We start from the raw sequence: 23,893 nt of genomic DNA, 5'->3' as shown, positions 1-23,893 counted from the left end.
GTTCGACTCGTTAAGTTCGCGTTGCGGACAAGTGTTAGCGATCGCATCTACGAGTGTCAAGGGATCGACCGCTGCCGCTCCCCCGCGAGCCCGGTCACGCCACCCGTCATCCACAGTCCCGGTCAGACCGTGCCCTCACCCTCCTGAAGCCATCGATGGACGACGGCGAAGTCCGCCTCGGTCAGGCCTGTGTACGGGTCAACGCGATGCAGCAGTGCCCGCCCCGGGTGGCGAGCCCTCACCCATCGGCGGTCGGCGTCGGTGATCTCGTCGTCAAGCCACACGAAGGGTCCTCCTGCTGCCCACTGGGTCAGGAACGGGGTCTTCCAGTGCAGGCCACGCCCCGTCTCCTCGTCGTCGTCGGGCCAATCGACGACGGGCAGGTCCGGAAGACCGAGCCGGGGGGAGACGATCTCGTTCGCCTCAGCCATCCACGTCGTTGCCCAGACCAACTGACAGCCCAGGGCGAGCAACCGACGACCGTCGTCCGGATTGAGGCGATCAAGGAGGGGGTTGCCGGTCTTGTCCGTCTGCCGCTTGGCGCTGCCGCCCGACGGACGTCTCTGGCCAACCGATCGGGCCTTGAACGGGATCAGCGGTCCGTCCACATCGAGGAAGATGACCGGACGTCCGGCGAAGCCGGGAATCACGCCGGAACCGTCCCCTGCCGACCTTGATCCTCGAGCACCTCGCGCACCTGCATGAGCGCGAAGCCCAGCAGGTTGAGCCCTCGCCAACAGGCAGGGTCGCCAGCAGCCGGATCGTCGCGGTTCAGGCCGATGCCCCAGATCCGGTCGACCGGGCTGGCCTCCACCAGGACTCGCTGCCCGGTGGCCAGCAGAAACGCCCGGAGCGCGGGGTGCTGATCGAATTTCGCGAGGTTGCCGGCCACCACGATCGCGAAGCGGTGTTCACTCCAGGTCTGCTGATCGAAACCCGCGACGCGTCCCCCCAGCACCTTCGCGGCGTGGGGATGCGGCGCGGCGAGGATCTGTTCCGCCATCGCGCGGTCGCCGAACAGGGTGGCCTTGCGCCACATCATGTAGTGCTCCGCAGTGGCGAACCGCATGTCGTCGGCGGTGAACGGCGCCGGCCACCACTGACTCAGGCAGCCTGCGCCGACACCACCGTCACGTTCGGGCTGGTGCCCCCAGAAGAACAGGAATTTGACCTGATGACCCTGCGCCTGCGCAGCGGCCAGATCCGCGACGCTCCGAACCGATGCCAGCATGATGGCGAGTGTGCGGCACCAGCGTTGCGCGTACCCCGCATTTTCGACCGCGACGACGTGCTCGCGGCCGCCGCGACGCCAGGCATGCCCACAGCGCTGTGACATAGTGCCCACGTCCGGCGGCCATCGAACCCGACGGCCGATACCTACAGTCGGACCATGACCATCGACGACGGCGTGCGGGTCTGGCTCCGCCGGCAGGGAGCTGAGCAGATCGCCCATCCCGGAGGCAACCTGTACGTCCACCTATGTCGAGTCAGCGAACGACTCGCCGTGCTCGGCTGCGCCCGTGACGTGCAAGCAGCGGGCCTCACCCACGCCGCCTACGGGACCGACGGGTTCGACGTCACCCTGGTTGATCGGGCCGATCGTGCGGTGCTGCGGGATCTCGTTGGCGCCGACGCCGAGGAGCTCGTCTACCTGTACGGCGCCTGCGACCGTGGACGCAGCTGGCAGCAGCTGGCGAGGACCGGCGAGGTGTTCGACCGCTTCACACGTCAGGTGGGGACGCCCGGTGAGACTCGACTTCGGTCGCTCGTGGACCTGAGCATCGTCAACGAGATGGACGTCATCGAGCACGATCCTGCGGTGGCAGACCGGCACGGGGCCTACTTCCGGAAGCTGTTCGCGTCGTGGGCCCCGATCGCCTCGGAGCAGGTCATCAGCGATGCTCAGCGGGTCCTGCGGCAGTGACACCCGAATCGTCGCGTCCGACAACACGGACCTCCGGCCGCGTACGGGTGCGAGCCGTCTACCCCGGCAGCTTCGATCCCTTCACTGCAGGGCATGTGAATGTGGTCAGCCGGGCATGCGCTCTCTTCGACGTGCGCACGCTACGGGCGCGGCGGGCCGAGTAGGGCGGCGATCATCGCTTCGGGCTCGATGGTGGTTGGTCGATCGCTGACCTGCCCGTCGCCGAGTTCGATGACCCGCCACACTCCGTCCGCGCGAAGGGCGAGGTCCACGGTGACGAAGGGCAACCCGAGCCCGGCGATCATCGGCGCGAGCGACTTCACGTCGACCTCGACCGAAGGGCTGTCGTTCGGGCTGTCCGGATGAGGGCCGATCAGGACGCAGTCGCCGTTGACCCACCAGGTGCGTACCTCGGCGGAGGTGAACCGCTCGAAGCGACGCAGCACGAACCCGCCCACGAAGTCGTCCTCACGCAATTCCAAAAACCGGCTCGCCACTCTCCAGACGGCCACCGCGTCGTCGAGCTCGGGGATGAAGGCCGCGTCGTCCCAGTAGTGCTTCATCGACTTGGTGTAGTCACGCAGTACCGCCGGTCCCGCCCCGAGCGCGACGCGCGCCTGGTCAAGATCTGCCTGATCCGAGCCCCGGGTCCACACCGACGCGGGAGTGACCGCCGCCAGCGCCGCGTACCAGCCGGGCAGCTCATGTGCCCGCCGATACTGCTCAGCACTGGTTCTCAACGCCACACCGCGCTCGGCGAGAGCCTCGGCGAACGCCGCGTACCGCTCGCTGCGCAGCATCCAGCCGCGATAGACCGCCGCACCGGTCCCCGAGACCGAGGCCACCGCCCGACGTACGTCACCGCTCCGCGCCAACGCGTCGTGGTCGACCACCGCCACCTGGAATCCCGCAGCACGGGCCGCTTCAGCCTCGGCCACGAAATGCTCGTCCGGGCGGCGTGGACGCAGCGGGTTCGCGGGAACGATCAGGATCACCCCCGTATCCTGCCCGCGGAAACTGGTTGCCTGTCGCCGGGGTCGCGCCGACGATCAGTCGATGCCCAGCGACCAGGCGACCCCCGACTTCTCGATCAAACCCACCCTCACCGGTGAGCGGGTGATCCTGCGGCCCTTCGTCGACGACGACCTGGACACCGTCCGCGCGGCGGTGGCCGACCCCGAGGTGGCCCGGCTGACCGGCAGCCCGGCCGACGACGCTCCCGGCGAGGAGCGGATGCGTTCCTGGTACGGCAGCCGCAACGCGCAGACCGACCGACTCGACCTGGCGGTCGTGGACCGCGCCACCGGGGCCTGCGTCGGCGAGGTGGTCCTCAACGACTGGGATCCCGCCAACCGGAACTGCAACTTCCGCACCCTGCTCGCCGCCGCCGGCCGCGACCGCGGCTTGGGCACCGAGGCGGTACGCCTGATCGTCGGCCACGGTTTCGAGAGGCTCGGCCTGCACCGCATCTCGCTGGAAGTGTTCGCCTTCAACCCCCCGGGCCCGCCGGGCGTACGAGAAGGTCGGCTTCGTGGCCGAGGGCGTGCTGCGGCAGGTCCTGCGCGATGGCGACGACTGGGTTGACGCCACGGTGATGTCGATCCTCGCGCCCGAGTGGGCAGAGCACGGGGGACACCCCGAGCGCCGATGATGGGCGCCGGCCCGCACACGCTCGATGCGAACCCGCCGCCACTCCACTATCTTGCGATGTCGCGGAACGGCCGCCCGTCCTCGATGGTCGGTAAGGCTGCGCTTCTCGCGATCCAGCGGTCGACGTAGGCCTTCAACCCGTCGGCGTTACGCGCCGTGGTCAACCAGTCCCAGGCAGCGTCGCGGATCTCCCGTTGGGCGATCATCTCGGTACCGTCGCCGTAGTCGAACGGGAAGCCGTCGACGATGTCCGATAGGTCCCCGAACAGGGGGTAGAGCCTGCCGACGCTCCCCTCGCTGACCTCGCTGACCTCCGCATTCGGCTCGGTCAGTGCGCCCATCAGCTCCCCGATCACCAGCACCGAATCCTCTGCGCCCTTCAGCACGCGGTACATGTACTCATCGACGAGTTCGATCACAGCGGGCAGCGAAGCCGGAACGGTGTCGGTCACGCTCGCATTGTCGTCTGCCGTGCCACCCGGGTCGCATCTGCCCCGGCAGCACGGAACGCCTCAGCCGGAGCGGGCGCAGGACTCGCGCCCGGCGGAGGGCGGGCGCGTCAGCTCTGGATGGAGAAGGTGGAGACGACGCCGTTGTGGTCGGACCTCGTGCCACCGACGATGTCGTAGTCGGTCATCCACATCAGTTGGTACTCGGGCAGCCGCTTCCAGAAGTAGACGTAGTCGATGTGCCGGTTGCCGTGCGTTCCGGTGCCCTTCTCGCCGTAGAGGTTGTAGTTGGAGCGCAGATTCGGCAGTTCGTTGGCCTCGAATACCTGCCACGGGAACTTCGCGTACCCGTAGCTCCGGTCGGCGCTGAAGTCGACGTTGAGATCACCGCTCACGATGACCTGGCCCTCGTCCTGCTTGTCGACCGCCAGTTCCTTGAGGCCCTGGAACTGCGCCTCGGCACACCTGGTGCGCGGCAGGTCCTCCGGCCGGCCGGCGGTTTCGATGCTGGCCACCGCGTGGGCGTTGATGTGGGTCACGTTGCGGCCACTGGCCTTGTGCCGGTACTTGACCCAGTTGTTGTACCGCGCGGGCGGCACCTCGCCCGGGCCGTTGGTGTCACAGACGAAGATCGAGCCCTTGTCGAGTACGTCGAACATGCTCTTCTTTGCGATCAACGCTTCGCCAGCCTGGTTGGTCCCGCCCGGTGCGTACAACCACCAGCCGTTGTCGGCCGCCCAGCCCTCCAGGAGCCCCTTGCGGGCACCGACCTCGTTGAGACCGACGAGGTCAGCCTTGGACGCGATCAGGTTCAGGTCGTGCGCGAAGTCGGCCTGGCTCAGCCCGTAGTAGATGTTCAGCGTGGCCGCCTTGAAGCCGACGCTTGCGGCAGCGGCTGGTGCGGCCGGCAGCAGGGCCGCCACCAGCGCGACCGCGCCCGCGAGAGCGCCCAGGGCGCGGGCCGACCAGTCCGTTGTGCTGCGCATCGTTTTCCCTCCGCCTGGACCGCCGGCGGTGGCCGGCCAACGGACACTATCGATTCGAGTCGACGCGACGCCGAACATCCGGTGACGAAGCATCGACAGACCTGGGTCGACCAGTGCGGGGGTAACCAGCTCCCCCAGCGCCGGTGGTGGAGCTACGCGAAGGTGAGGCCGTCGGACCGGGCGCGTTTGAGCTCGGAGAAAGCCCGGCAGCCGGCGAGCAGACGAGCGCCGTCGAAGACGCGGACGGCCTCCTCTCCACGAGGGACCGAGGTCAGCACGGGGCCGAAGAAGGCCACGTCGTCGACGATGACCGTCGGGGTGCCGAGGTCCTCGCCCACCAGTTGCTGTGCGTGGGCGGTGCTCGCCCGCATCTGCGGGTCGAGGTCGCTGCGGTGGGCGGCGTCGGCCAGGTCGGCGGGGAGGCCGGCCTCGGCCAGGGCCAGCGGGACGACGGTGTCGAAGTCCTTGTCGCCGGCGTCGTGGATCCGGCGGCCGAGCGCCGGGTACAGCCGTGCGAGGGCGGCGGAGCCGTGTTGCGCGGCGGCCGCCACACACACCCTGGCCGGCCCCCACGCCCGGTCGTTGAATTCGCGGTACCAGGGCTCAAGGTCACGATGCTCGTTGATCACCGCGAGGCTCATCACCTCGAACCGCAGAGTGAGCGGCCGCATCTTCGCGACCTCCATGAGCCAGCGGGAGGTGATCCAGGCGAACGGGCAGGACGGATCCACGTACGCCGTGACCACCGGAGCTGACGTTCGAGGCGAGTTGTCTTCCACGGAAGACAACTTATCTTCCCCGGAAGGTAAGATGCAACAGTGGATGACGACCGGATCGCCGACATCGTTGGGCAGTGGGGTCGCGAGCGACCAGACCTTGACCCCACCCCATTGCTGATCATCGGTCGCATCCAACAGTTGGCCGCCGTACTCGATGTGGCCCTGCGGCCGCCGTTCGCCGCGGCGGACCTCGGCAACGGCGACTTCGACGTGCTCGCGGCGCTGCGCCGCGAGGGCGAGCCCTACACGCTCACGGCGGGCCAGCTGAGCCAACGGATGCTCGTGACCACGGGAGCGGTGACCAAGCGGGTGGACCGGCTGATCGCCCGCGGCCTCGTGTCGCGCTCGGTCTCCGCAGCCGACGCGCGCGGCAGGGTGGTTGGGCTGACGTCGGCCGGCGTGGCGTTGACCGACCGGCTCATCGAGGAACACCTGGCGAACGAGGCGGCGATCCTTCGTGACCTCACCGACAACGACCGCAAGACCCTTGAGCGCCTACTGGCGGCGATGAACCAGACCCTGGACTCCGGAGATTTCGGACCTGGGGACGGAGGTCCGGCCGGATGACGGCCTCGGTCGTGACGGGCCGACCCGCGGATTACCATTCCGCCATGGACGACACCACCCGCGGTGTACGCATCAGACGCGGCAGCCCGGCCGACGCACCTGCCGTACTGGACATGCTCGACTCCGCGGTGGTCTGGATGAACGAGCGTGGCAACACCGAGCAGTGGGGCACGACGCCGTTCTCGGAAAAACCCGAACGGGCCGCACAGGTCGATCGGTACCTGACCGAGAACCTCCCGTTCATCGCGGAAGTGGACGGGACGCCGGCCGCAGCCCTGGTATTGGATTCCGGGCCCGATCCGCGGGTACCGATCGCGCCCGTGGAAGAACCCGAGCGGTACATTCGCCTCCTGGTCTCCCACCGTCGATTCGCCGGCCAGAAACTCGGGTCGGCCCTGTTGGCACACGCCGTGGAGGAAACCCGGCGAGCCGGCGTGCGGTTGCTACGGGTCGACTGCTGGGCGGGCGGCGGAGGTGAGTCAGGTGAGTTGGTGGCGTACTACGAGCGCCACGGGTTCACTCCCACCGAGACCTTCCTGGTCGGATCCTGGCCAGGGCAGGTGCTGGCCCAGCGGGTCGACTGAGGCCGCCACATGGCGGACGATGGATGCGTGATCGGTGACCGGTGGGGCGTGACCACCAGCGAGACCCTGCGTACCTATCCCTGCGACGACTTCGTCGTCTCGCCCACTCTCCGAGCGTGGCGGGGAGTGGGGATCGATGCGCCCGCGGCAGCGGTGTGGCCGTGGGTGGCCCAAGTGAGGCTTGCCCCGTACTCGTACGACTGGATCGACAACCTCGGCCGCCGCTCACCTCGACAACTGGAGGGCCTGCCCGAGCCACAGGTCGGAGAGGCGTTCACCACCGCCGGCGGCCGAAGGTTAGGCAGGATCGTCTCGGTCGATCCCGGCAGCCAACTGACGAGCACCATCATGGGCGCCTTCATGTCCTACGTCCTCGTGCCTCAGGAGCACGACACGACACGCTTGCTGCTCAAGGTCGTCATGCGGACGACCCGCTGGGCCGCACCCGGGTTGTCCATCGGCGACCTGGTCATGGCTCGGCGGCAGCTGCTCAACCTGAAGAAACTCGCCGAGCGCAGTGGGCCACGTCGCTGAGCCTGGAAGGCACCCTCGTTGAGCTGACCGGAGAGCCGGTGCCCCTGCTACGAGCGCGTGGCCTGGTACTCGAGGAAGCCGCGGGCATCGGCCTGGACTTGAGGCGATGCCATGGGATGGCTCATCGTCTCCCGCAGCAGTTGCAGCCACTGAGGAGCATCCGACGGATTCCCGTTGAGCACGCGATTGGCCATCCAGACGGTCAACGGAGTCGGTTTGCGCCGCATCGACTCGACCAACAGGGGACGGTAGCCAGGCCAGGTCTCCAAGGTGTGCACGAGAGGCCCGGGACTCCCCAGATCCGCCGCGTCGAGACGTTCCAAGAAGGCGTAGAGCAGCGGAGCCCACTGCTGTGGGTCGTCCCGCCCGGCCAGTTCCGTACAGATCGCGTCGAGCTGTTCGCTGCCACTGGCGTCGAGCCGCATCACGTCGAAGTCCACCAACTCGAGTGCCTGCAATTCAGCCGCGACCTCGGTGAGGTTTCGCCTCATGATCGAAGTCTACGGCGACCGAGGAGACGCGTCGCGACACTCGTGCTCGTTTGCCTCACGCGGCTGATGTGGGCGTTCCTGTGCCGGCACGGCCGTCGCGGACACGACGAAAAGGGTTTGCTGACCGGCAACACCGATGCCATCCTCCGCCGTGATGACGACACGGAGTGATCCCTTCGCGCTGCACGACCAGCAGGTGCGCGGCACCATCGCGGCCCGGCTGCCGAACAACTGGAAGCCGTCCTGGGATGGCCCCGTCCTGCAGATTGCTACCCCGACGCGAGGACTGGCCTTCGCCCAGAACCTCGATCACCTCAGCGTTGGCGACTTGGACGCGCTCATTGGTCGAGTTCGTGACCGCTCCGCGGCGCGCGGCCAGGCGATGGAGTGGAAGACGTACGGCCATGACCGGCAGGATCTCACCGAGCGGCTGCGGCTGGCCGGGTTCGCGCCGGAGGACGAGGAAACAGTCGTCATCGGTCTGGCAGCCGACCTGACCGGCGCCGGCGAAGCCCCCGACGGCATCGCCATCCGCGCGACGACCGACCTGGCCGACCTACGCCGGATCGCGGCCATGGAATCCGAGGTCTGGGGCGTCGATTGGTCCTGGCTGGCTGATGACCTACGCGACCGCATCGAGTCCGCCCCGGAGAACATCATCATTCTCGTTGCGGAGGCCGCGGGCGAGGTCGTATCGGCCGCCTGGCTGGTCGTAATCCCCGGCACCGAGTTCGCCGCACTATGGGGTGGCTCTACCCTGCCGCAATGGCGCCGAAAGGGCATCTACCGGGCGCTTGTTGCCCGCCGTGCGCAGGTCGCTGCCGACCGGGGCATCAGGTACCTCTTGGTCGATGCGTCCAAGGACAGCAGGCCGATTCTCCAACGACTCGGCCTCCACGCCGTGGGCACCACCACCCCGTGGGTATGGAGTCCGACCACCTGAGCGGGTCCTCACGGGCTGCGCGGTGAGCGGACGTCGCCCTGGCTGACACCATTGTCGTGGGGAAGAGTCACAACCGTCCCCAGCCAATCACGTAGTCAGGTAGTACCTGTCGAGGAAGGCCGTGTAGTGCGCGGCGTCGTAGGACTCCTCCACCCACGCGATCTCGTCGAGGATCCCTTGGGCTTCCTCGGTGCCCAGGGCGGCTAGGTATTCCTTGGTCGTGGCCACGCCTGCCCCCAGCATCAACTCCACATCGACCGCGCCGGTCGCGTCCATGCTGGTGCCGCGAGCGCGGTGAACCAGCAACACGTCCTCGACGGCGCCAGCGTGCCAAAGCTGGATGGCACAGATCCGCATCAGCTGGGTATTGCCGGGGACGGTACCCAATCCGACGTAGGTGTCCGCCTCGTGCCGGGTCTCCCGTACGAGAATGTTCCGAATGATCGGGACCTGGTCATCCCTGACGCGCAAGCCGTAGGCCGCCAAGTGGTCCTCCGCGTCCCGCTCGTACCGGTCATAGATGTCCGCCCCCACGCGCCCTGTGTAGCAGGAGCAGAGCGCACCGGCCAGACCCGCCCTCGAACAGCGGCATATCCGGATGCCAAAGCACCGCACGTGCAGGCATCATCGTCGGATGGCTGCCAGCGAGACCCGGGTCGTTCTGGTCGACGACCTCCGCTCCTTCGTGGACGGCCGCAGTGCGGAGGTGGCTCGCACGAGGGCCCCGTTCCAGGTCCGGCAACACGACGGCCCCGGTCAGCGCGTCGAGGCAGAAGAGCAGCTACGGATAGCTACTGCATGATGGTGACCGGTGGGTGCTCCTGTGAGGCGGTGCACCGATATACCTGGAGCGTGTAGCCACGGCCGATCTCCACATGGGTCGGGGTGTGATCGGCCGACTCGTCCTCCTCAGCGATGGGACGCCAACTGCGGCTGTCGCCGTCCCATTCGTCGCTGGGGATGGTGAGAAGGGGTTCCAGCGGAGCGCCGCAGCACCGGAGCTCATCAGGGCCCGCCGGGCTCCGAAAGGTGAAGAAGGCGGCCCAGCCACCGACCTTCCAACCGGGAGCGATTGACAGATCGCCCCGGTAACCCGGTTGCTTCTCGTCCGGTGACTGGAGGAGCTCCCTTTCTCGGGAGATGATGCGTTCCGCCAGCTTGTCATCCAGCTCGTGATAAGCCGGGTACTCGGTGACCTGCTCTGGGTGCAGAACGCAAGGTTCCGGCACGTAACAGCCCTGACCGACGAAGACCGGCTCGGGCGGGTGCATCAGCGGGTTCCGCACGCTTGTGGATTGCCGCCACCGTAGGCGCACCGCCGACCGCGCATCCATGATTTCGTCGAACGGGCACCACAGCACCTGAAGCATGTCCGTGCCAGGGGGACAGGGCAGATCAGGGACGTCCCGGGCGTACAGCTGGGCCAGCGGGATGAGCGGCAGCGGCTCCACCGGCAGCAGCGCCGTGTCGTAACCGGAATCTACGCGGTCCACGACCACCTTCTCATCGGGAGTCAGCAGATTCGTTCCCGGCGGCCTGGGCCGTTGCCACGCCGCGGCGAGGACACGACGACGCGTGCGGACGTCCTCCAGCGTCGTCAATCCGTACGGCTCGTGCTCGTCGCCGCATGTCGGCCAGGCCTCGTTTTCCGGCCACAGCAAAGGCCCACCCACCGAGCTGTCATGCACCGTCGGGTCTCCCGGGCGGGGATGAAGGCGGGTGGCGGTCCTGGCCCTCGCTGCCAGTTCCGGGAACAACGAGACCACATCCAACGGACGCGGTGGGGTGGTGCGCGTCATGATTCCCTCTCCTGATCAGCGGCCTGCATCCAACCACGTGGCGCTGACAGGAGGAGCCGTCGGAGAGCCCCGCTGGTCATCAGGTGCGGGCCGCTCGCAGCGACGAGGCTAGCCGCTGGTGGATTCCAGCTGCTCGAAGGCCATGCTCCACCAGGACTTCGGGTCGGCGAACGCGGACGCGTCGACGTCCATCAGGTCGGCCCGGATCGCCGCGGCGCGGGCCGCGCGAGCCCGACCGCCCGGGTCCGTGGCGATGAGCCCTCCGAGTCGGTAGAGGAACTCGACGAACGCGGCGAAGGTCGCGTTGACCGCCTCGAAGTTGGGGGTTTCCAGGTCCAGCAACACGACGGCTCCGGTCAGCGCGTCGAGGCAGAAGAGCAGCTGCGGGTCCTCGGGCGAGCTGCCGAGGACGATGTGGATGCGTGGGCTGGCGTCGCCGATCTCGATGTTCAGCTTGGAGAACAGCTCCATGCCGGGGACGTCGACGTCGACCGTGAACAGGATCGGCACGTCGACCGGGATGGCCCCGAACGGCGGGAAGACCTCTGGCGTCAGGGGGCCGAGGACGTCGTCGAACCGGTCGACCGGGAAGTAGATCATCCCATCGGCGCCCCAGAGCGCGGTGAGCTCCTCATGCGTCGCGGTCAATCGTCCGCCTCCTCGTCATCGTCACCGGGCGTGGTCAGACCGTGTTCGTCGAGGAAGCCCCACCACTCGTCGTCGTCGGAGGCGACTTCGCCGTACCCGGCTCCGAAGACGTAGTAGGCGAGGAACGAGTCGAGGTCCGGCGCGACGTCGAGGAACATCTCACGCATGAACCACTCGTCGGTGGTCTCCGCCGGGAAGTACCAGACCGCGCCGGTGTCGCGTCGGATCAGCAGCGGCTCGTCGTTCAATGTGCCGATGACCAGCCACTCGGCGGGTTCGTCGGCGACGCCGGTGAACTCGGGCATCTGCTCGAGGTAGTACTGGATGTCGTCGAGGTCCGCGACTGCTGGCAGGTCGAACGCGCCGGCCAGGATGCCGTTGGCGGTTTCGAGCAGCTCCCGGACCGGCTGCGGCAGCTCGGCGGGAATCTGGTCGGCCGGAGCGCCCTCGTTGATCTGGGCCCACGCCAGCGTCGCCGGCTGGTCCGCCTCCAGGTCGGTACGCAGCTCCGCGATGAGCTCCCGCAACTCGGGATTCAATCCACTACCTCTATTCGGATCGGTGTGCCATCGGGCAGGTTCTTGATCTGATGCCAGATTTGCCCGCCGACATCCCAGTTTGTTCTACCGTCCAAGAGCTTCAGATTACTAACGTCGTCGGCGCCGCCGAGTTGCAGCTCCCACACATGGTCGGGCTGCTGCTTACGGAGTCGCGCGGCGAGGGCGTTCGCCATCTTCTTGTCGTGGGGCCAGTACTTGTCGAAGATCTTCTGCCGGATGCGCTTCTTGTAGTCGGCCGTGATCTTCTTGTCCCGGCCGACCGGGTTCGCCTGCTTGAACAGCTTGCCCTCGTCGCTGAGCTTCTTCAGCGCGTTCATCTTGCGGTCAAACTGGCCGCGCGCGTGGAACGACTTGCGCTGCACCTTGATCGTGACCTCGGGCAGGTCGTTGTTGCGCACCACCGGCTTCGCGGCGGCCTTCTTCACCGCCGCGCGGACGCCCTTGCCGACCTTCGGCTTACCCGCGCCACCGCGCTTCTTCGAGCTCTTCGGCGCCCTGCTAGGCATCGAGGAGCTCCTGGATCACCTGGTCGATCAGCAGACCGACGATCTCTCGCGTGATCATCTGGAAGATCGGGACTTCGGCCAGCGACGCGCCGAACGTGACGACGGCGGTGGCGATCGCCTGAGCCACCGCGAAGGCGAGGATCGCAAGCTGCACGATCACCTGGATCTTCAGCGCGAGCACGATCGCGGCGGCGATGATCAGCCCTGTCCCGATCAGCATCGCGGCCTGGGAGTAGTCCGGCAGCGTTCCGGGACCGCTCTCCGGGTTGGACCACCACTTCTGGAACGCCTGCATCGACTCGCCCTGGTGCTGTGACCAGATCGCCGCCGCAGCCGAACCGGCCTCCCCGGAGGCGTTGGCGACCGTGCCGGAGAAGTCCAGCCAGGCCTGGCCCATCTCGAACAGCTTTTCCTCGTCGGCCTCGGGCCAGCTGTAGCCGATCCAGCCGAGTGCCGTGATCAGTTCACCTGGGAGTTGGAGTCCCATGCCGTCACCCCAGCATTCCCTGGATGTCCCGCAGCGCGCCCGCGGCGGCGTCCTCGACCAGCTCGAAGTTGTCGGCCATCTTCGTCAGGTCGCTGCCGGCCGAGCCGATCTCCTCGGCGGCCACGCCGATGCAGTCAAGAACCCAGGTGGACGCCTCCGTGTACGCGATGCCGATCAGCGAGCCGATGTCGTCGGCCCCCCACGGCTCGCCGTACCCCTGCATCTTCGCCTCGAAGCTCTCCAACTGCCCGATGAAGCGTTCGGCGGCGCCGATGACCTCATCGCCGCCGGAACGCAGCAGCGCGGGCTCGACCTCGAAGCCGTTCATCGGGAACCTCCTCGGGCCATTCGCTCCTGCGCGTCCGTGAGCGCCTGCAGGAACGCACCGAGCCGCGGCACGGCCGTGTCACGAACCTGCTCCAGCTGCTCGGTGAGCTGTGAGAGGTCGCCGGAGGCCACCGCCGGGCCGCCGCCGCGCATCGAGTCGATCGCCGCGTTCACGGCCGCGATCACGTGGTCGCAGACCTCAGCCGCGCCGAGCCGCATCATCCGTGGGTCCAGCGTCAGCGACTCCAGCCGGCCATCGGCGCCGAACTCGGCACGGACCTGCCCCTCGGCGGACTCACCGACCCGACGCAGCCGCGCGGCCTCCTCGTCCTCCGGCGCAGCGCCGGCGGCGCGCAACGCACCAACCGTCGCGTCCAGCATGCGAGCGAACTCTCCGCTCGTCGGCTCATTCACCGACATGCGCCCTCCATCGATCGCCTCCGAGACAGTGGGAAGCGTAGTCAGATCCGGCAAACCGTGTGAACCCGCGAGGTGGACGTTCCATCGAAGCCCGTCGACGGGTGCGGCCCATCGACGAAGCTGCACGCAACGGGGGTACGCCCGACGCAGGTCCCTCGACCGGCGCACCTGACAGCGGCTGGGTACCGCTCAAGGCTGGAAGTACTCCGACATCACGCGGCTGACCCATTCCGGCTGCTCGACGTTCACCGGGACGAACTCCACCATCGTCGGCTTCAGGTCGACGACCGGGGTGCCCGAGACCGCGTCGAGACCCACCACCGTCAATTCGCGGCCGTGGACGGATTCGATGGCGCAGCACGTCACTCCGATGCGGTTTGGTCTGCGAGGGCCGCGGCCTGCGAATACACCAACGGGCGGGAGGTCGGAGCGACCACGGTAGGGACGGGGTTCGCGGTGATCACCGTCTGCTGGGAACTGGTCGAAGATAAAGAGGACTTCCACATGGGAGAAGCCCTCCAGGCCCTGGAGGCACAAATCACCGAAGCGCTCGTCGATGGTGATCGTGCTGCGGACGGCACCCCAGTTGTCCGTGTGCTGGACATCGGTCCTGTCATTCCGGACCGTACCGATCGGGGTGATCTCGAAGCTGAGCATGACTTGAGGCTAGTTGCCGCACGCGACCGGCGGCATGCACGAGCACCCGATCAAGGAGTCAGGCCAGGGTTGCGCTGGCGGCGGTCCTGGCGAAGCGGCGGGCCAGGTGGCCGAAGGCGTCGACAAGCTCGGCGGGGCCGACAACGTCGATCTCGGTGTCGAACCGGGCCATGGCAGCGGCCAGGCTGGGCCAGGACCAGGAGCCGAGAGTGAGCCGGCAGTGGCCTGAACCAAGGTCCTCGACGGTCCCGTCGCGGGTGTAGAGGGCCACTGTGGCGGCCGGCAGGTCGAGGATCGCGGTGCCCTGGCAGGGCCAGCCGATGACGCCGTCGTCGGCACCGCGGAACCTGCCGGTGACAAAGGTGGCCACGTCGTCGCCGGGCAGTTCCCTCGGCGTGAAGCGGGATCCGTTCGGGATGCGCAGGGTCATCCGGTCGGCGCGGAAGGTACTCCAGGCTGACCGGTCGAGGTCCCACCCGACGAGGTACCAGCGTCCGTCCCAGGTGACGAGGTGGTGCGGCTCGACGCGGCGCGGGGGTTTGTCCACAGCCTCGGGGCCGTAGCCGAAGCGGAGGATCTCGTGAGCTTGCACGGCGGAACTGATCGCCAGGAGCACGTCGTCGTCGATCGGGCCGGCCGGTCGGGTGACGGGCCGTTCGACGGCGGTGACCTGGAGGGCGTTGACGCGGTGCCGGAGCCGGGACGGCATGACCTGCCGGATCGTGGTCAACGCGCGTGCTGCCGCTTCGCCGGTGCCGTCACCCAGGGTGGTGGCGGCAATCTGCAGCGCGAGGGTGAGGGCGACGGCCTGCTCGTCGTCGAAGAGCAGAGGCGGTAGTTCGGTGCCGGCGCTGAGCCGGTAGCCACCGTCGGGACCCTTCACGGCCGCGATCGGGTAGCCGAGTTCGCGCAGCCGGTCGACGTCGCGGCGCACCGTCCGCAGGCTGATGTCGAGCCGCTCGGCCAGGACCGTGCCCGGCCAGTCGCGGCGCGCTTGAAGGAGCGACAACAGGGCCAACAGTCGACCCGAGGTCTTCGGCATGAATGGAATCTATTCGCAGTAGGTGACACACCCTGTCACCTACGTCGTCAACCCTTGGTGCTGACGCCGGCCGGACACCGTTGCCGGAAACAAACTTCACCAGGAGTCTCGATGAGCATCACCACGACCACCCACCTCAACTTCAGGGGCAACGCCCGGGAGGCGCTGGAGTTCTACCACTCGGTGTTCGGCGGCGAGATCATGGTGATCACGTACGGCGATTTCGGGATGCCGAAGGAGCTGCCCGACGCCGGCAAGGCCGTTTGGGGCCAGGTCGCCACCGACGACGGATTCCGCGTCATGGCCTACGACGTGCCCAGCCGGGCCGGAGCCGGCATCGCCCCGTTGCCCTCCACGCGCCGTGAGAACGGCATGACGCTGACCAGCGAGCCGTTCTTCCTGTCCGTCCGCGGCGAGAGTGTCGAAGAGGTCGGCGCGCTGTGGGAGAAGCTGGTCGATGGCGCCACTGTCGTCGAGGCGTACGGCCCGGCGCAGTGGGCACCGGCGTTCGGGATGCTGACCGACCGCTTCGGCATCACCTGGATCCTCGACGTCGCCGCCCAGCACGCCGACGCCTGATCCTCGCCCTCAGCCAACGGGATGGGGCCGTCGCAACCCGACGGCCCCATCCCGCCACTCCGAGCGTTCGTACCCTCAGGCGGTGGCCAGGCGGACCATGAACTGGCAACCGTCGGGGGTGTTGCGCACCTCGACCCGACCGCCGTGCGCCTCCACCAGGCCATGAACGATGGCCAGGCCGAGCCCTCCGGACGCCCCACCGTCACCGGGGCCGGGAGTGCGGGCCGGCTCACCACGGAACGCGATGTCGAACACCCGGGGAAGGTCGGCCGGGGGAATGCCGCCACAGGTGTCGGCAACCGACAGCCAGGCGTGGTCGTCCTCCCGGCCGGCTTCGATACGTACGGTGCCGTCGGCCGGGGTGTAGCGGACCGCGTTGAGCAGCAGGTTCGCCACGACCCGGGCCAACTCCGGTTCGCTCGCGGCGACCGTCGGCCACCCCGACTCGCTGGCGATCAACTTGATCCGGCGAGCGTCGGCCAACGGGATGGTGCTGGCCAGCGCGTCCGAAACCACCTCTCCGAGCGGCACCGCCGTCAACGACAACCGCAACGCTCCCGCGTTGATCCGGGACAGCTCGAACAGGTCATCGACGAGTCGGGTCATCCGGTCGGTCTCCAGTCGGATGCGCCGGTGGTACTCGTCGACCGTGTCCGGATCACGCACCACCCGGTCCTCCAGCGCCTCCGCCATGGCCCTCAGCCCGGCGAGCGGGGTCCGCAGGTCGTGGGAGACCCAGGCGACCAGGTCGCGCCGGCCCTTCTCCAGTTGCCGTTCCCGCTCCCGGGCCTGGTCGCGCCAGACCGCGGCGCGGGCCAGTCGCCGGCCGAAGTGCCCGCCGACGGCGAGGCTGACCACCGCTGCCGCCGCGACGGTGATCAGGACCACCTCAAGGTCGTGCGCGGAGAGGAACATCGCCTCCGCGACCGCCATCACCCCGACGGCGACGGCGACCACAGTGGTGGTGAGCAGCACGCTGAGGTGCACGGTGATCGAGCTGCGTCGAAGCGCGCGGAGCAGCACCGCACCGGCGAGCCCGATGCCGAGTGCCGCCCCGAGGGCGATCGCGAAGATCAGGAGTACGTCACGCATGGGCCGGCTCGTATCGGTAGCCGACGCCCCAGACGGTCACGATCCGCTGCGGATCGGCCGGGTTGGCCTCGATCTTCTCCCGCAGCCGGCGTACGTGCACGGTCACTGTCGAGTGGTCCCCGAAGTTCCAGCCCCAGACCTGCTCAAGAAGTTCGGCCCGGCCGAAGACCCGGGACGGATGCCGCATGAGGTGGACGAGCAGGTCGAATTCGCGCAACGTCAGGGCCAGATCCGCACCGGCGAGGCGGGCGGTTCGGGAGGCCGTGTGCACCACCAGGTTGCCGTCGGTGAGCGCCTCCGGCCGCTCGGGTGGCGTCCCACCGCCGGCGCGACGGAGCACCGAACGGACCCGCAGCACCAGTTCCCTGGGTGAGAAGGGCTTGGTCAGGTAGTCGTCCGCGCCGAGTTGCAGCCCGAGGATCCGGTCGGACTCGTCACCACGCGCTGTGAGCATGACGATCGGTACGCCGTCCGGCCGTACCCGCAGCGCCCGGCACACCTCCAAGCCGTTGATCAGCGGCAGCATCAGGTCGAGCACTACCAGGTGTGGCGCCTGCCGCTCCACGGCCGCCAGCGCCGCCGCACCGTCCGCCGCGAGGCTCACCTTGAAGCCGTCGTTCTCGAGGTAACGGCGGATGACGTCGCTCACGGTCTGATCGTCGTCGACCACCAGCACGCGCTGTGTCACGGACCGTCCCCGTTCCGCCCCGTCACCGTCTCCCCCGGATGTCCCATCGGCCCAGCGTAGCCACGCAGCAGACTGCGCCCGCACCGGCAAACCTTGCGAGGTTCTTACGGCTGTACGCGGAAACCCGCTCGGGCGTACGCGAGGTCATACGGTGACCGGAATGCGGATCCTTGTCACCGGTGCGGCCGGGTTCATCGGCTCACACGTCGCCGACCTGCTCACCGACGACGGGCACGAGGTGGTGGCAGTGGACGCGCTCCTGCCCGAGGCGCACGGTGCGACGGCGCCACCCTGGGCCGAGCGGCACCACCTGGTGGTCGGTGACGTACGCGACGGCGAGCTGCTGACCCGGCTACTGACCGGGGTCGACGCGGTCTGCCATCAGGCAGCAATGGTCGGCCATGGCCTCGATCCGGCCGACGCCCCCCGGTACGCCGCGCACAACGACCTCGGCACTGCCACTCTCCTCGCGGCGATGCACGCCGCCGGGGTGCGCCGACTGGTGCTGGCCAGCTCGATGGTGGTCTACGGCGAGGGCCGCTATCACTGCCCCACCCACGGGATCGTCCGGCCTGCCAACCGCCGGGTCGTCGACCTGGCCGAGGGCCAGTACGAGCCGACCTGCCCTCGCTGCGACCAGGCGCTCTCCCCCGGTCTGGTGCCCGAGGACGCGCCGCTGGAGCCGCACAGCACGTACGCCGCCACCAAGTTGGCCCAGGAACACCTCGCCGGTGCCTGGGCCCGGCAGACCGGCGGATCGGTCTGGGCCCTGCGCTATCACAACGTCTACGGTCCGCGAATGCCCCGCGACACTCCGTATTCGGGGGTTGCGTCGATCTTCCGGTCGGCCCTGGCCGCCGGACGACCGCCCCGGGTGCTGGAGGACGGCCGGCAACGGCGCGACTTCGTGCACGTGACCGACGTGGCCGCGGCCAACCTGCTGGCCCTCACGGCACCGGCACCGGATCCCCTGACGCCGATCAACGTCTGCTCGGGCGAACCGCACACCGTCGGCGAGTTGGCTCACGAGCTGGCGTCGGCGATGGGCGGGCCACCGCCGATCACGGTCGGGGGCGGACGGGCGGCGGACGTACGGCACGTCGTGGCCGATCCGGCGCGCGCCACCCGCGTGCTCGGTTTCACCGCCCGGGTCGGCTTCGCCGCTGGCATCGCCGACTTCACCACCGCGGTGATGCGGGACCCGGCATCGGTCACGACACCGTCCACAGCAGGTGGTTGACGGCGAGAGCCGTGGCGGCCTGGGCGGCCAACCACCACCGTCGGTGACCGAACGGCAGGTGCGCGGTGGCGACCAGCAGCCAGACGGCGAACGGTAGCCAGATCCGCTCGACCTCGGCCTTGCTGAGCCCGGACAGGTCCGCCGCGAGCACCGCCGCCGTCGCCGCGATGGGCAACCACACAGTGGGTCCGGCGCTGGCGATCCGCTGCCGGAGGGCCGTCGCGAGCGGTGGGTGCGGTGCTCGGATCGACACGGCGGACACCGCCCGCCGCAGCGCCGGCCCGACCACCGGGCCGGCCGAGAGCAGCAGGGCGGCGAGATTCGCCCAGACCCAGTAACCGTACGGACGTTCCGCCGCCCAGCCCTGGTAGTAACGACGCGCCACCAGGTGGTAGCCGTCCAGCCACCAGAAGCCGGCGAGGGTGAACGCCGCGACGACGGCCGCGACCGCCGTCGCCGCGACCAGGAGCACGCCGAGGCGGTCCCGCACCCGGAGCAGCACCACTGTCAACGCGAGCAACCCGACCAGGACGAACCCGTACGACAGGTAGAGCGCGAAGCCGAGCAGCAACCCGCCCAGTGCGGCCCCCGGTCGGCCACCCACCGCCAGCAACGCCAACCCGGCCGCGACCACCGCGGCGAAGATCCCGTCCGCGGACGCGCCCACCCAGACCGCCCCCGGGAGGAGCACCAGGAACGGCCACACCGACCGGGCCGCGCCCTCGGCGCCGAGTGCCCGCAACGTCACCGGAACCGACACCGACACCGTGGCGCCGAGCAGCACGCAGGCGAGCCCGGCGGCGGCCCCGCCGCCCAGGCCGATCCGCTCCAGCCAGACGAAGAACAGCAACGCTCCCGGTGGGTGAGCGGCAGCGTGGGTGGACCACGAATCGGGCTGGAAGTCGAGAATCCGGTCGGCGAAGCCCGACAGCATGATGCCGACGTCCGTCACCCGGGGTACCTCGTGCAGGTACTCGGCCTGCACTGTGAGCCGCTCTGTCAACCCCGCGGACCAGCCGTCCACCAGGGCCAGCGACAGCGTCCAGAGCAGCGAGGCGAGATAGCCGACCGCCAGCAGCCGCGGCCACGGCGTGTCGGTCCCCCAGCGCACGCCCCGCCAGACGAACAGCGCCGCGACGAGAAGTGCGGCGGGGGTGCCGGGCCCCAGATGAGGCTGCCAACTCGCGTAGAGCGGTGCCGCGTCGGCGTGCAGCCGTACGCCCTGATGGTTGAGCAGGGCGCCGACGGCGACGGCGACGGCGAGCACTGCCACCTCGGCGCCGAGGACGATCAGGTCGGCGGACCGGGTGCGTCCCGGCCGGGTCATCATGGTCATGGTGACGGCCGACGATACGACCTCCCACCAGGCATTCGGCGGCCAGACGGTGAGACGTCAGCGAGTCGTAAGATCCGTTGCCGTGTAAGCGATTCGTAAGGAGAAACCGCGGCCCGGACGACCGGTGGCGGGCCTAGCGTCGCCGGTATGCACACAACGATCGACGTGGTGCTGCCGTGTCTGGACGAGGCGGCCGCACTGCCTGCCGTACTGAGCGGACTGCCACCCGGCTACCGCGCCATCGTGGTCGACAACGGCTCCACCGACGGTTCGCCGGTCGTCGCGGCCGAGCACGGGGCCCGGGTCGTCCACGAGCCGCGACGCGGGTACGGGGCCGCCGTGCACGCCGGCCTGCTGGCGGCGGAGGCGGATCTGGTCTGCGTGCTCGACGCGGACGGCTCGTTCGACCCCGCCGAGTTGCCCAGGCTCGCCTCGGCGGTGCTCGACGGGCGGGCCGATCTCGCCGTCGGGCGGCGTCGGCCGGTCTCGGCGGATGCCTGGCCGTGGCATGCCCGCGGCGGGAACGCGCTGGTAGCGGCCCTGCTGCGGCGTCGCGGCGTGCCGGTGTACGACATCAGCCCGATCCGGGTGGCCCGCCGGGCGGCGCTGCTGGGCCTCGGTGTCAACGACCGCGCGTTCGGCTACCCCCTGGAGTTGCTGCTGCGCGCGGCCGGAGCGGGCTGGCGGATCCTCGAACTGGACGTCGCGTACGCACCCCGGGCCGCCGGGACCGTCTCGAAGGTATCCGGCTCGGTCCGGGGCACGCTGCGAGCGACCCGGGACTTCGCCGGAGTGCTGCGCGCCGACGCCGGTGGTGGCCGGTGAACGTCCTGCTCCTTGTCGCGAAGGCACCGGTCCCCGGGCAGGCCAAGACGCGCCTCTGCCCGCCCGCCGACCCCACCCAGGCGGCCCGGATCGCGGCGGCGTCGCTGTTGGACACCCTCGCGGCGGTGCGCGCCACCGCCTCGACCATTCCCGTGTTGGCCCACAGCGGCCGGTTCGCCGATGCCGAGTACGGCGCGGAGTTGACCGCCGCGTTGGTCGGTTGGCACCTGCTTCCGCAGCGCGGCGACACGTTCGCCGACCGCCTCGCGAACGCCCACGCCGACACCGCTGCGGCATTTCCCGGCCGGGCGGTGCTGCAGATCGGCATGGACACCCCGCAGATCCGCCCGGCAGTGCTCACCACCGCGCTGGACCGGCTCGCCGAACACGAGGCGGTGTTCGGGCCCGCGCTGGACGGCGGCTGGTGGGCACTCGGGTTACGCGATCCGAGGTACGCGAGCGCGCTACGCGACGTACCCATGTCAACAGACGACACCGGGCGTCGTACCCTCGCCGCGCTGCGCGGGCACGGCGTACGACCGGCGACCCTGCCCGTGCTGCGGGATGTCGACGACTGGTCGTCGGCGCTGGCGGTCGCGGCTGACCTACCCGGCACCCGGTTCGCGGACGCCGTCGCCTCGGTGGGTGGCCATCTGCTGAGCGGACGCCCTCGGTGAATTCGACGATCAGTCTCGACGGTTTCGACGTGGTGCTGCGCAGACTCGGCGGGTGGTCCGCCGACCAGGACGCCTACGGCACGCCGGTCGGCCCGAGGCCTGCGACCCAACCCGACCATTGGCTGGTGCACACCGACGGGCGACGTGACCTGTTGCCGGTGCGGCGCTGGCACGGCCCGCCCGAGCCGGAAATCGAGTCCGTCGCCGCACGCTGCACGGGGCCCACTATCGATCTCGGCTGCGGCCCCGGTCGGCTGACCAGGGCACTCGCGCAGCGCGGCCTCGTCGCACTGGGGGTGGACATCTCCGCCGAGGCGGTACGTCTGACCCAGGGTCGAGGTGTGGTGGCCCTACGACGCGACGTCTTCGAACCCCTTCCCGGCGAGGGTAGGTGGGCGCACGCCCTGCTCATCGACGGCAACATCGGCATCGGTGGCGACCCGGTCCGCCTGCTGCGCCGGTGCGGCACCCTGATCGCGGCCGACGGAACGCTGGTGGTCGAGGTGGAACCCCCGGGTGCCGGGCTGTGGCAGGGGCAGGCGTACGTCCTGTCCGGATCGTCCGGCGATCGGGAACTGCGGGGGCCGGCGTTTCGATGGGCGCGGGTCGGGGCGGAGGCGGTGGCCCGTGCCGCCGCCGCTGCCGGTCTGCGGGTCGTTGACCGATTCCGGTTCGGTCCACGCTGGTTCGCCGAGTTGGCACGCTCATGATCCGCCGGCCCCGCGTCCCCGCCCCCGAGGACTTCACCGCGCCCTCGCACTCACCGCTGGTCACCGCCCGGCTCGGCCTCTGGCTCGGGATGGCGTTCGGGCTGTGTTTCGGTACCGGGCTGCTCAGCCACTACATCCAGCACCCGCCGGTCTGGTTCACCTGGCCGACCCGACCGGTCAACCTGTACCGGGTCACCCAGGGCGTTCACGTGCTCTCCGGTGTCGCGGCGATCCCGTTGCTGCTGGCCAAGCTGTGGAGCGTCTATCCCCGGCTGTTCGTCCGTCCGCCCCTACGTCAGCCGATCCGGTTGTCCGCACACGCCCTCGAACGGATCTCCGTCCTGGTGCTGGTTTGCGCCGCGTTCTTCGAACTGGCCACGGGCCTGTTCAACGTCGCCCAGTCGTACCCGTGGGGGTTCTTCTTCCCGACGGCCCACTACGCGGTCGCCTGGCTGGTGGTCGGGGCGATGCTGCTGCACGTCGCGGTGAAGCTCCCGGTCGCCCGCGCGGCGCTGGGCACGCCACTGCGACGCCGCAGAGCGGTGCCGGCTGCGACACCGGGGCCTGACGATCAGAACTCGTCCGAGCGACGCGCGTTTCTGCGTACCTCGGCGGGCGTCGCCGGCATCGCCGTGCTGGCCACCGCCGGGGTCACAGTGCCGTGGCTACGTCGGGTGTCGCCGCTGGCGTGGCGTTCCGCGTCCGGGCCGCAGGGCGTACCGATCAACCGCACGGCGGCTGCCGCGCGTATCGCCGTTCCGGCGGACTGGCGACTGGAGATCGTCTGGCCGGGCGGGCGGGACAGCCTGTCCCTGGCCGACCTGGCGGCCCTCCCGCAACGGACGGCAGAACTTCCGATCGCCTGTGTGGAGGGCTGGAGCGCCTCGGCCCACTGGACCGGCGTGCCCGTCGTTGCACTGCTCCGCCGGGCCGGCGCACCGACCGGCCGACCGGTTCGGGTCACCTCACTGGAAACCGACGGCCTGTACGCGGCGAGCACAATCCCTGCGGCCCATGCCCGCGACCCGCTGACCCTCCTCGCCCTGCGGATCAATGGCGAGCAGCTGTCGCCCGACCACGGTTACCCCTGTCGACTCATCGCGCCGAGCCGGCCAGGCGTTCTGCAGACCAAGTGGGTGGCCCGGCTGGAGGTGCTGCGGTGAGAACCGTCCGACTGCTCCTGTTCGTGGTCGGTGCCGCGGCCACCGCGTACGGCGGTTGGTTGCTCCTCCCCCAGCTCGGCACCGCCCTGCCGTGGTTGATCGGCGGCCCGGTGCTGCACGACGTCCTGGTGGCACCGCTGGTCGGACTGGTCGGGTTGGCGCTGGGTCGACTGGTGACGAACCGGTTCCGTCTGGCCTGGATCGCCGCAGGTCTGATGGCCAGCGCCACG

The 23,893-nt window shown here is 69.3% G+C and carries 34 protein-coding genes; 14 read left to right on the top strand and 20 right to left on the bottom strand.

The window, feature by feature from the left end:
- Positions 1–122: 122 nt before the first annotated feature.
- Both FB453_RS25025 and ybiA read right to left on the bottom strand, forming a co-directional pair.
- Entirely contained in the window at positions 123–650 is a 528-nt protein-coding gene (locus tag FB453_RS25025) for an HAD domain-containing protein (protein WP_486480433.1), read from the bottom strand.
- Positions 647–1,231 (bottom strand): riboflavin biosynthesis intermediates N-glycosidase, encoded by a 585-nt coding sequence (gene ybiA / locus FB453_RS25020; protein ID WP_145794068.1) that lies wholly within the window; start codon positions 1,229–1,231, stop codon positions 647–649. The genes FB453_RS25025 and ybiA overlap by 4 nt, the downstream gene beginning before the upstream one ends.
- A 159-nt stretch (positions 1,232–1,390) precedes the next feature.
- Here ybiA and FB453_RS25015 point away from each other — a divergent pair, with 159 nt between their 5' ends.
- Both FB453_RS25015 and FB453_RS25010 read left to right on the top strand, forming a co-directional pair.
- On the top strand, positions 1,391–1,924 hold the full coding sequence (locus FB453_RS25015) for a DUF6817 domain-containing protein (RefSeq protein ID WP_145794066.1): 534 nt from the start codon (positions 1,391–1,393) through the stop codon (positions 1,922–1,924).
- A complete protein-coding gene (locus tag FB453_RS25010; protein ID WP_486480432.1) occupies positions 1,864–2,088 on the top strand; it encodes an adenylyltransferase/cytidyltransferase family protein in 225 nt (74 codons plus the stop codon). Before FB453_RS25015 ends, FB453_RS25010 begins: the two co-directional genes overlap by 61 nt.
- Here FB453_RS25010 and FB453_RS25005 read toward each other — a convergent pair.
- Entirely contained in the window at positions 2,065–2,919 is an 855-nt protein-coding gene (locus FB453_RS25005; protein ID WP_145794061.1) for an ATP-grasp domain-containing protein, read from the bottom strand. The two genes, FB453_RS25010 and FB453_RS25005, sit on opposite strands and share 24 nt — an antisense overlap.
- 61 nt (positions 2,920–2,980) lie before the next feature.
- On the opposite strand from FB453_RS25005, the gene FB453_RS25000 reads away from it, so the two are divergent.
- A complete protein-coding gene (locus FB453_RS25000) occupies positions 2,981–3,508 on the top strand; it encodes a GNAT family N-acetyltransferase (RefSeq protein WP_486480431.1) in 528 nt (175 codons plus the stop codon).
- Between the two features lie 113 nt (positions 3,509–3,621).
- Here FB453_RS25000 and FB453_RS24995 read toward each other — a convergent pair whose 3' ends face one another.
- The 3 genes from FB453_RS24995 to FB453_RS24985 form a co-directional block, all read right to left on the bottom strand.
- Entirely contained in the window at positions 3,622–4,026 is a 405-nt protein-coding gene (locus tag FB453_RS24995) for a hypothetical protein (RefSeq protein ID WP_091399939.1), read from the bottom strand.
- 107 nt (positions 4,027–4,133) lie between these two features.
- A complete protein-coding gene (locus FB453_RS24990) occupies positions 4,134–5,009 on the bottom strand; it encodes an endonuclease/exonuclease/phosphatase family protein (RefSeq protein ID WP_145794058.1) in 876 nt (291 codons plus the stop codon).
- Between the two features lie 152 nt (positions 5,010–5,161).
- Complete coding sequence (locus tag FB453_RS24985) at positions 5,162–5,788, bottom strand: mycothiol-dependent nitroreductase Rv2466c family protein (RefSeq protein ID WP_145794056.1); 627 nt, start codon at positions 5,786–5,788, stop codon at positions 5,162–5,164.
- 39 nt (positions 5,789–5,827) lie between these two features.
- Here FB453_RS24985 and FB453_RS24980 point away from each other — a divergent pair, with 39 nt between their 5' ends.
- The 3 genes from FB453_RS24980 to FB453_RS24970 are packed head-to-tail and all read left to right on the top strand — an operon-like array spanning position 5,828 to position 7,473.
- Entirely contained in the window at positions 5,828–6,355 is a 528-nt protein-coding gene (locus tag FB453_RS24980) for a MarR family transcriptional regulator (RefSeq protein ID WP_145794054.1), read from the top strand.
- A 44-nt stretch (positions 6,356–6,399) separates the two neighbouring features.
- Complete coding sequence (locus tag FB453_RS24975) at positions 6,400–6,939, top strand: GNAT family N-acetyltransferase (RefSeq protein ID WP_145794051.1); 540 nt, start codon at positions 6,400–6,402, stop codon at positions 6,937–6,939.
- 9 nt (positions 6,940–6,948) lie between these two features.
- Positions 6,949–7,473: a polyketide cyclase gene (locus FB453_RS24970; RefSeq protein ID WP_486480430.1), complete on the top strand. Its 525-nt coding sequence runs from the start codon at positions 6,949–6,951 to the stop codon at positions 7,471–7,473.
- Between the two features lie 47 nt (positions 7,474–7,520).
- Here FB453_RS24970 and FB453_RS24965 read toward each other — a convergent pair whose 3' ends face one another.
- Positions 7,521–7,964, bottom strand: coding sequence for a hypothetical protein (locus FB453_RS24965; RefSeq protein WP_145794047.1), 444 nt, complete (start codon positions 7,962–7,964; stop codon positions 7,521–7,523).
- Positions 7,965–8,118: 154 nt separating this feature from the next.
- On the opposite strand from FB453_RS24965, the gene FB453_RS24960 reads away from it, so the two are divergent.
- On the top strand, positions 8,119–8,907 hold the full coding sequence (locus FB453_RS24960) for a GNAT family N-acetyltransferase (protein WP_145794331.1): 789 nt from the start codon (positions 8,119–8,121) through the stop codon (positions 8,905–8,907).
- 87 nt (positions 8,908–8,994) lie between these two features.
- On the opposite strand, the gene FB453_RS24955 is transcribed toward FB453_RS24960, so the two are convergent.
- Positions 8,995–9,441, bottom strand: a complete 447-nt coding sequence (locus tag FB453_RS24955) for a hypothetical protein (protein WP_145794044.1) — start codon at positions 9,439–9,441, stop codon at positions 8,995–8,997.
- Positions 9,442–9,541: 100 nt separating this feature from the next.
- Between FB453_RS24955 and FB453_RS34370 the strand changes: the two genes are divergently transcribed.
- Positions 9,542–9,709 (top strand): hypothetical protein, encoded by a 168-nt coding sequence (locus tag FB453_RS34370; protein ID WP_186718540.1) that lies wholly within the window; start codon positions 9,542–9,544, stop codon positions 9,707–9,709.
- Here the strand turns inward: FB453_RS34370 and FB453_RS24950 are convergent.
- The 9 genes from FB453_RS24950 to FB453_RS24910 form a co-directional block, all read right to left on the bottom strand.
- Positions 9,699–10,706, bottom strand: a complete 1,008-nt coding sequence (locus FB453_RS24950) for a hypothetical protein (protein ID WP_145794042.1) — start codon at positions 10,704–10,706, stop codon at positions 9,699–9,701. The two genes, FB453_RS34370 and FB453_RS24950, sit on opposite strands and share 11 nt — an antisense overlap.
- Positions 10,707–10,814: 108 nt before the next feature.
- The gene (locus tag FB453_RS24945) at positions 10,815–11,354 is read right to left on the bottom strand and encodes an SUKH-4 family immunity protein (protein WP_145794039.1); all 540 of its coding nucleotides are present in this window, start codon (positions 11,352–11,354) and stop codon (positions 10,815–10,817) included.
- On the bottom strand, positions 11,351–11,881 hold the full coding sequence (locus FB453_RS24940) for an SUKH-4 family immunity protein (protein WP_486480429.1): 531 nt from the start codon (positions 11,879–11,881) through the stop codon (positions 11,351–11,353). Before FB453_RS24940 ends, FB453_RS24945 begins: the two co-directional genes overlap by 4 nt.
- Before the next feature lie 8 nt (positions 11,882–11,889).
- The gene (locus tag FB453_RS24935) at positions 11,890–12,420 is read right to left on the bottom strand and encodes an endonuclease (protein WP_145794034.1); all 531 of its coding nucleotides are present in this window, start codon (positions 12,418–12,420) and stop codon (positions 11,890–11,892) included.
- Positions 12,413–12,907: a WXG100-like domain-containing protein gene (locus FB453_RS24930; protein WP_145794031.1), complete on the bottom strand. Its 495-nt coding sequence runs from the start codon at positions 12,905–12,907 to the stop codon at positions 12,413–12,415. Before FB453_RS24930 ends, FB453_RS24935 begins: the two co-directional genes overlap by 8 nt.
- 4 nt (positions 12,908–12,911) lie before the next feature.
- The gene (locus FB453_RS24925; protein WP_091399963.1) at positions 12,912–13,235 is read right to left on the bottom strand and encodes a hypothetical protein; all 324 of its coding nucleotides are present in this window, start codon (positions 13,233–13,235) and stop codon (positions 12,912–12,914) included.
- Positions 13,232–13,654: a YbaB/EbfC family nucleoid-associated protein gene (locus FB453_RS24920; protein ID WP_112622708.1), complete on the bottom strand. Its 423-nt coding sequence runs from the start codon at positions 13,652–13,654 to the stop codon at positions 13,232–13,234. The genes FB453_RS24925 and FB453_RS24920 overlap by 4 nt, the downstream gene beginning before the upstream one ends.
- Before the next feature lie 189 nt (positions 13,655–13,843).
- The gene (locus tag FB453_RS24915; protein ID WP_145794029.1) at positions 13,844–14,311 is read right to left on the bottom strand and encodes an SAM-dependent methyltransferase; all 468 of its coding nucleotides are present in this window, start codon (positions 14,309–14,311) and stop codon (positions 13,844–13,846) included.
- A gap of 58 nt (positions 14,312–14,369) precedes the next feature.
- Entirely contained in the window at positions 14,370–15,353 is a 984-nt protein-coding gene (locus FB453_RS24910) for a WYL domain-containing transcriptional regulator (RefSeq protein ID WP_145794027.1), read from the bottom strand.
- 111 nt (positions 15,354–15,464) lie between these two features.
- On the opposite strand from FB453_RS24910, the gene FB453_RS24905 reads away from it, so the two are divergent.
- A complete protein-coding gene (locus tag FB453_RS24905; protein ID WP_145794025.1) occupies positions 15,465–15,932 on the top strand; it encodes a VOC family protein in 468 nt (155 codons plus the stop codon).
- A 75-nt stretch (positions 15,933–16,007) separates the two neighbouring features.
- Here FB453_RS24905 and FB453_RS24900 read toward each other — a convergent pair whose 3' ends face one another.
- On the bottom strand, positions 16,008–17,024 hold the full coding sequence (locus FB453_RS24900) for a sensor histidine kinase (RefSeq protein ID WP_145794022.1): 1,017 nt from the start codon (positions 17,022–17,024) through the stop codon (positions 16,008–16,010).
- Positions 17,017–17,712 (bottom strand): response regulator transcription factor, encoded by a 696-nt coding sequence (locus FB453_RS24895; protein ID WP_145794020.1) that lies wholly within the window; start codon positions 17,710–17,712, stop codon positions 17,017–17,019. Before FB453_RS24895 ends, FB453_RS24900 begins: the two co-directional genes overlap by 8 nt.
- Positions 17,713–17,872: 160 nt before the next feature.
- Here FB453_RS24895 and FB453_RS24890 point away from each other — a divergent pair, with 160 nt between their 5' ends.
- Complete coding sequence (locus tag FB453_RS24890; protein ID WP_145794018.1) at positions 17,873–18,952, top strand: NAD-dependent epimerase/dehydratase family protein; 1,080 nt, start codon at positions 17,873–17,875, stop codon at positions 18,950–18,952.
- On the opposite strand, the gene FB453_RS24885 is transcribed toward FB453_RS24890, so the two are convergent.
- Entirely contained in the window at positions 18,924–20,288 is a 1,365-nt protein-coding gene (locus tag FB453_RS24885; protein WP_145794016.1) for a hypothetical protein, read from the bottom strand. The two genes, FB453_RS24890 and FB453_RS24885, sit on opposite strands and share 29 nt — an antisense overlap.
- Before the next feature lie 147 nt (positions 20,289–20,435).
- Between FB453_RS24885 and FB453_RS24880 the strand changes: the two genes are divergently transcribed.
- From FB453_RS24880 to FB453_RS24865, 4 genes are read left to right on the top strand one after another with little or no spacing between them, the layout of a single operon-like run.
- Positions 20,436–21,113, top strand: coding sequence for a glycosyltransferase family 2 protein (locus FB453_RS24880; protein ID WP_145794013.1), 678 nt, complete (start codon positions 20,436–20,438; stop codon positions 21,111–21,113).
- Positions 21,110–21,790: a DUF2064 domain-containing protein gene (locus tag FB453_RS24875; protein WP_145793999.1), complete on the top strand. Its 681-nt coding sequence runs from the start codon at positions 21,110–21,112 to the stop codon at positions 21,788–21,790. The genes FB453_RS24880 and FB453_RS24875 overlap by 4 nt, the downstream gene beginning before the upstream one ends.
- Positions 21,787–22,500, top strand: a complete 714-nt coding sequence (locus FB453_RS24870) for a class I SAM-dependent methyltransferase (RefSeq protein WP_486480428.1) — start codon at positions 21,787–21,789, stop codon at positions 22,498–22,500. Before FB453_RS24875 ends, FB453_RS24870 begins: the two co-directional genes overlap by 4 nt.
- Positions 22,497–23,663, top strand: coding sequence for a molybdopterin-dependent oxidoreductase (locus tag FB453_RS24865; protein ID WP_145793996.1), 1,167 nt, complete (start codon positions 22,497–22,499; stop codon positions 23,661–23,663). Before FB453_RS24870 ends, FB453_RS24865 begins: the two co-directional genes overlap by 4 nt.
- Positions 23,664–23,893 lie beyond the last annotated feature (230 nt).

This window comes from Micromonospora sp. CNZ322, assembly GCF_007827755.1.
This window is presented reverse-complemented; position numbering and strand designations above follow the sequence as displayed.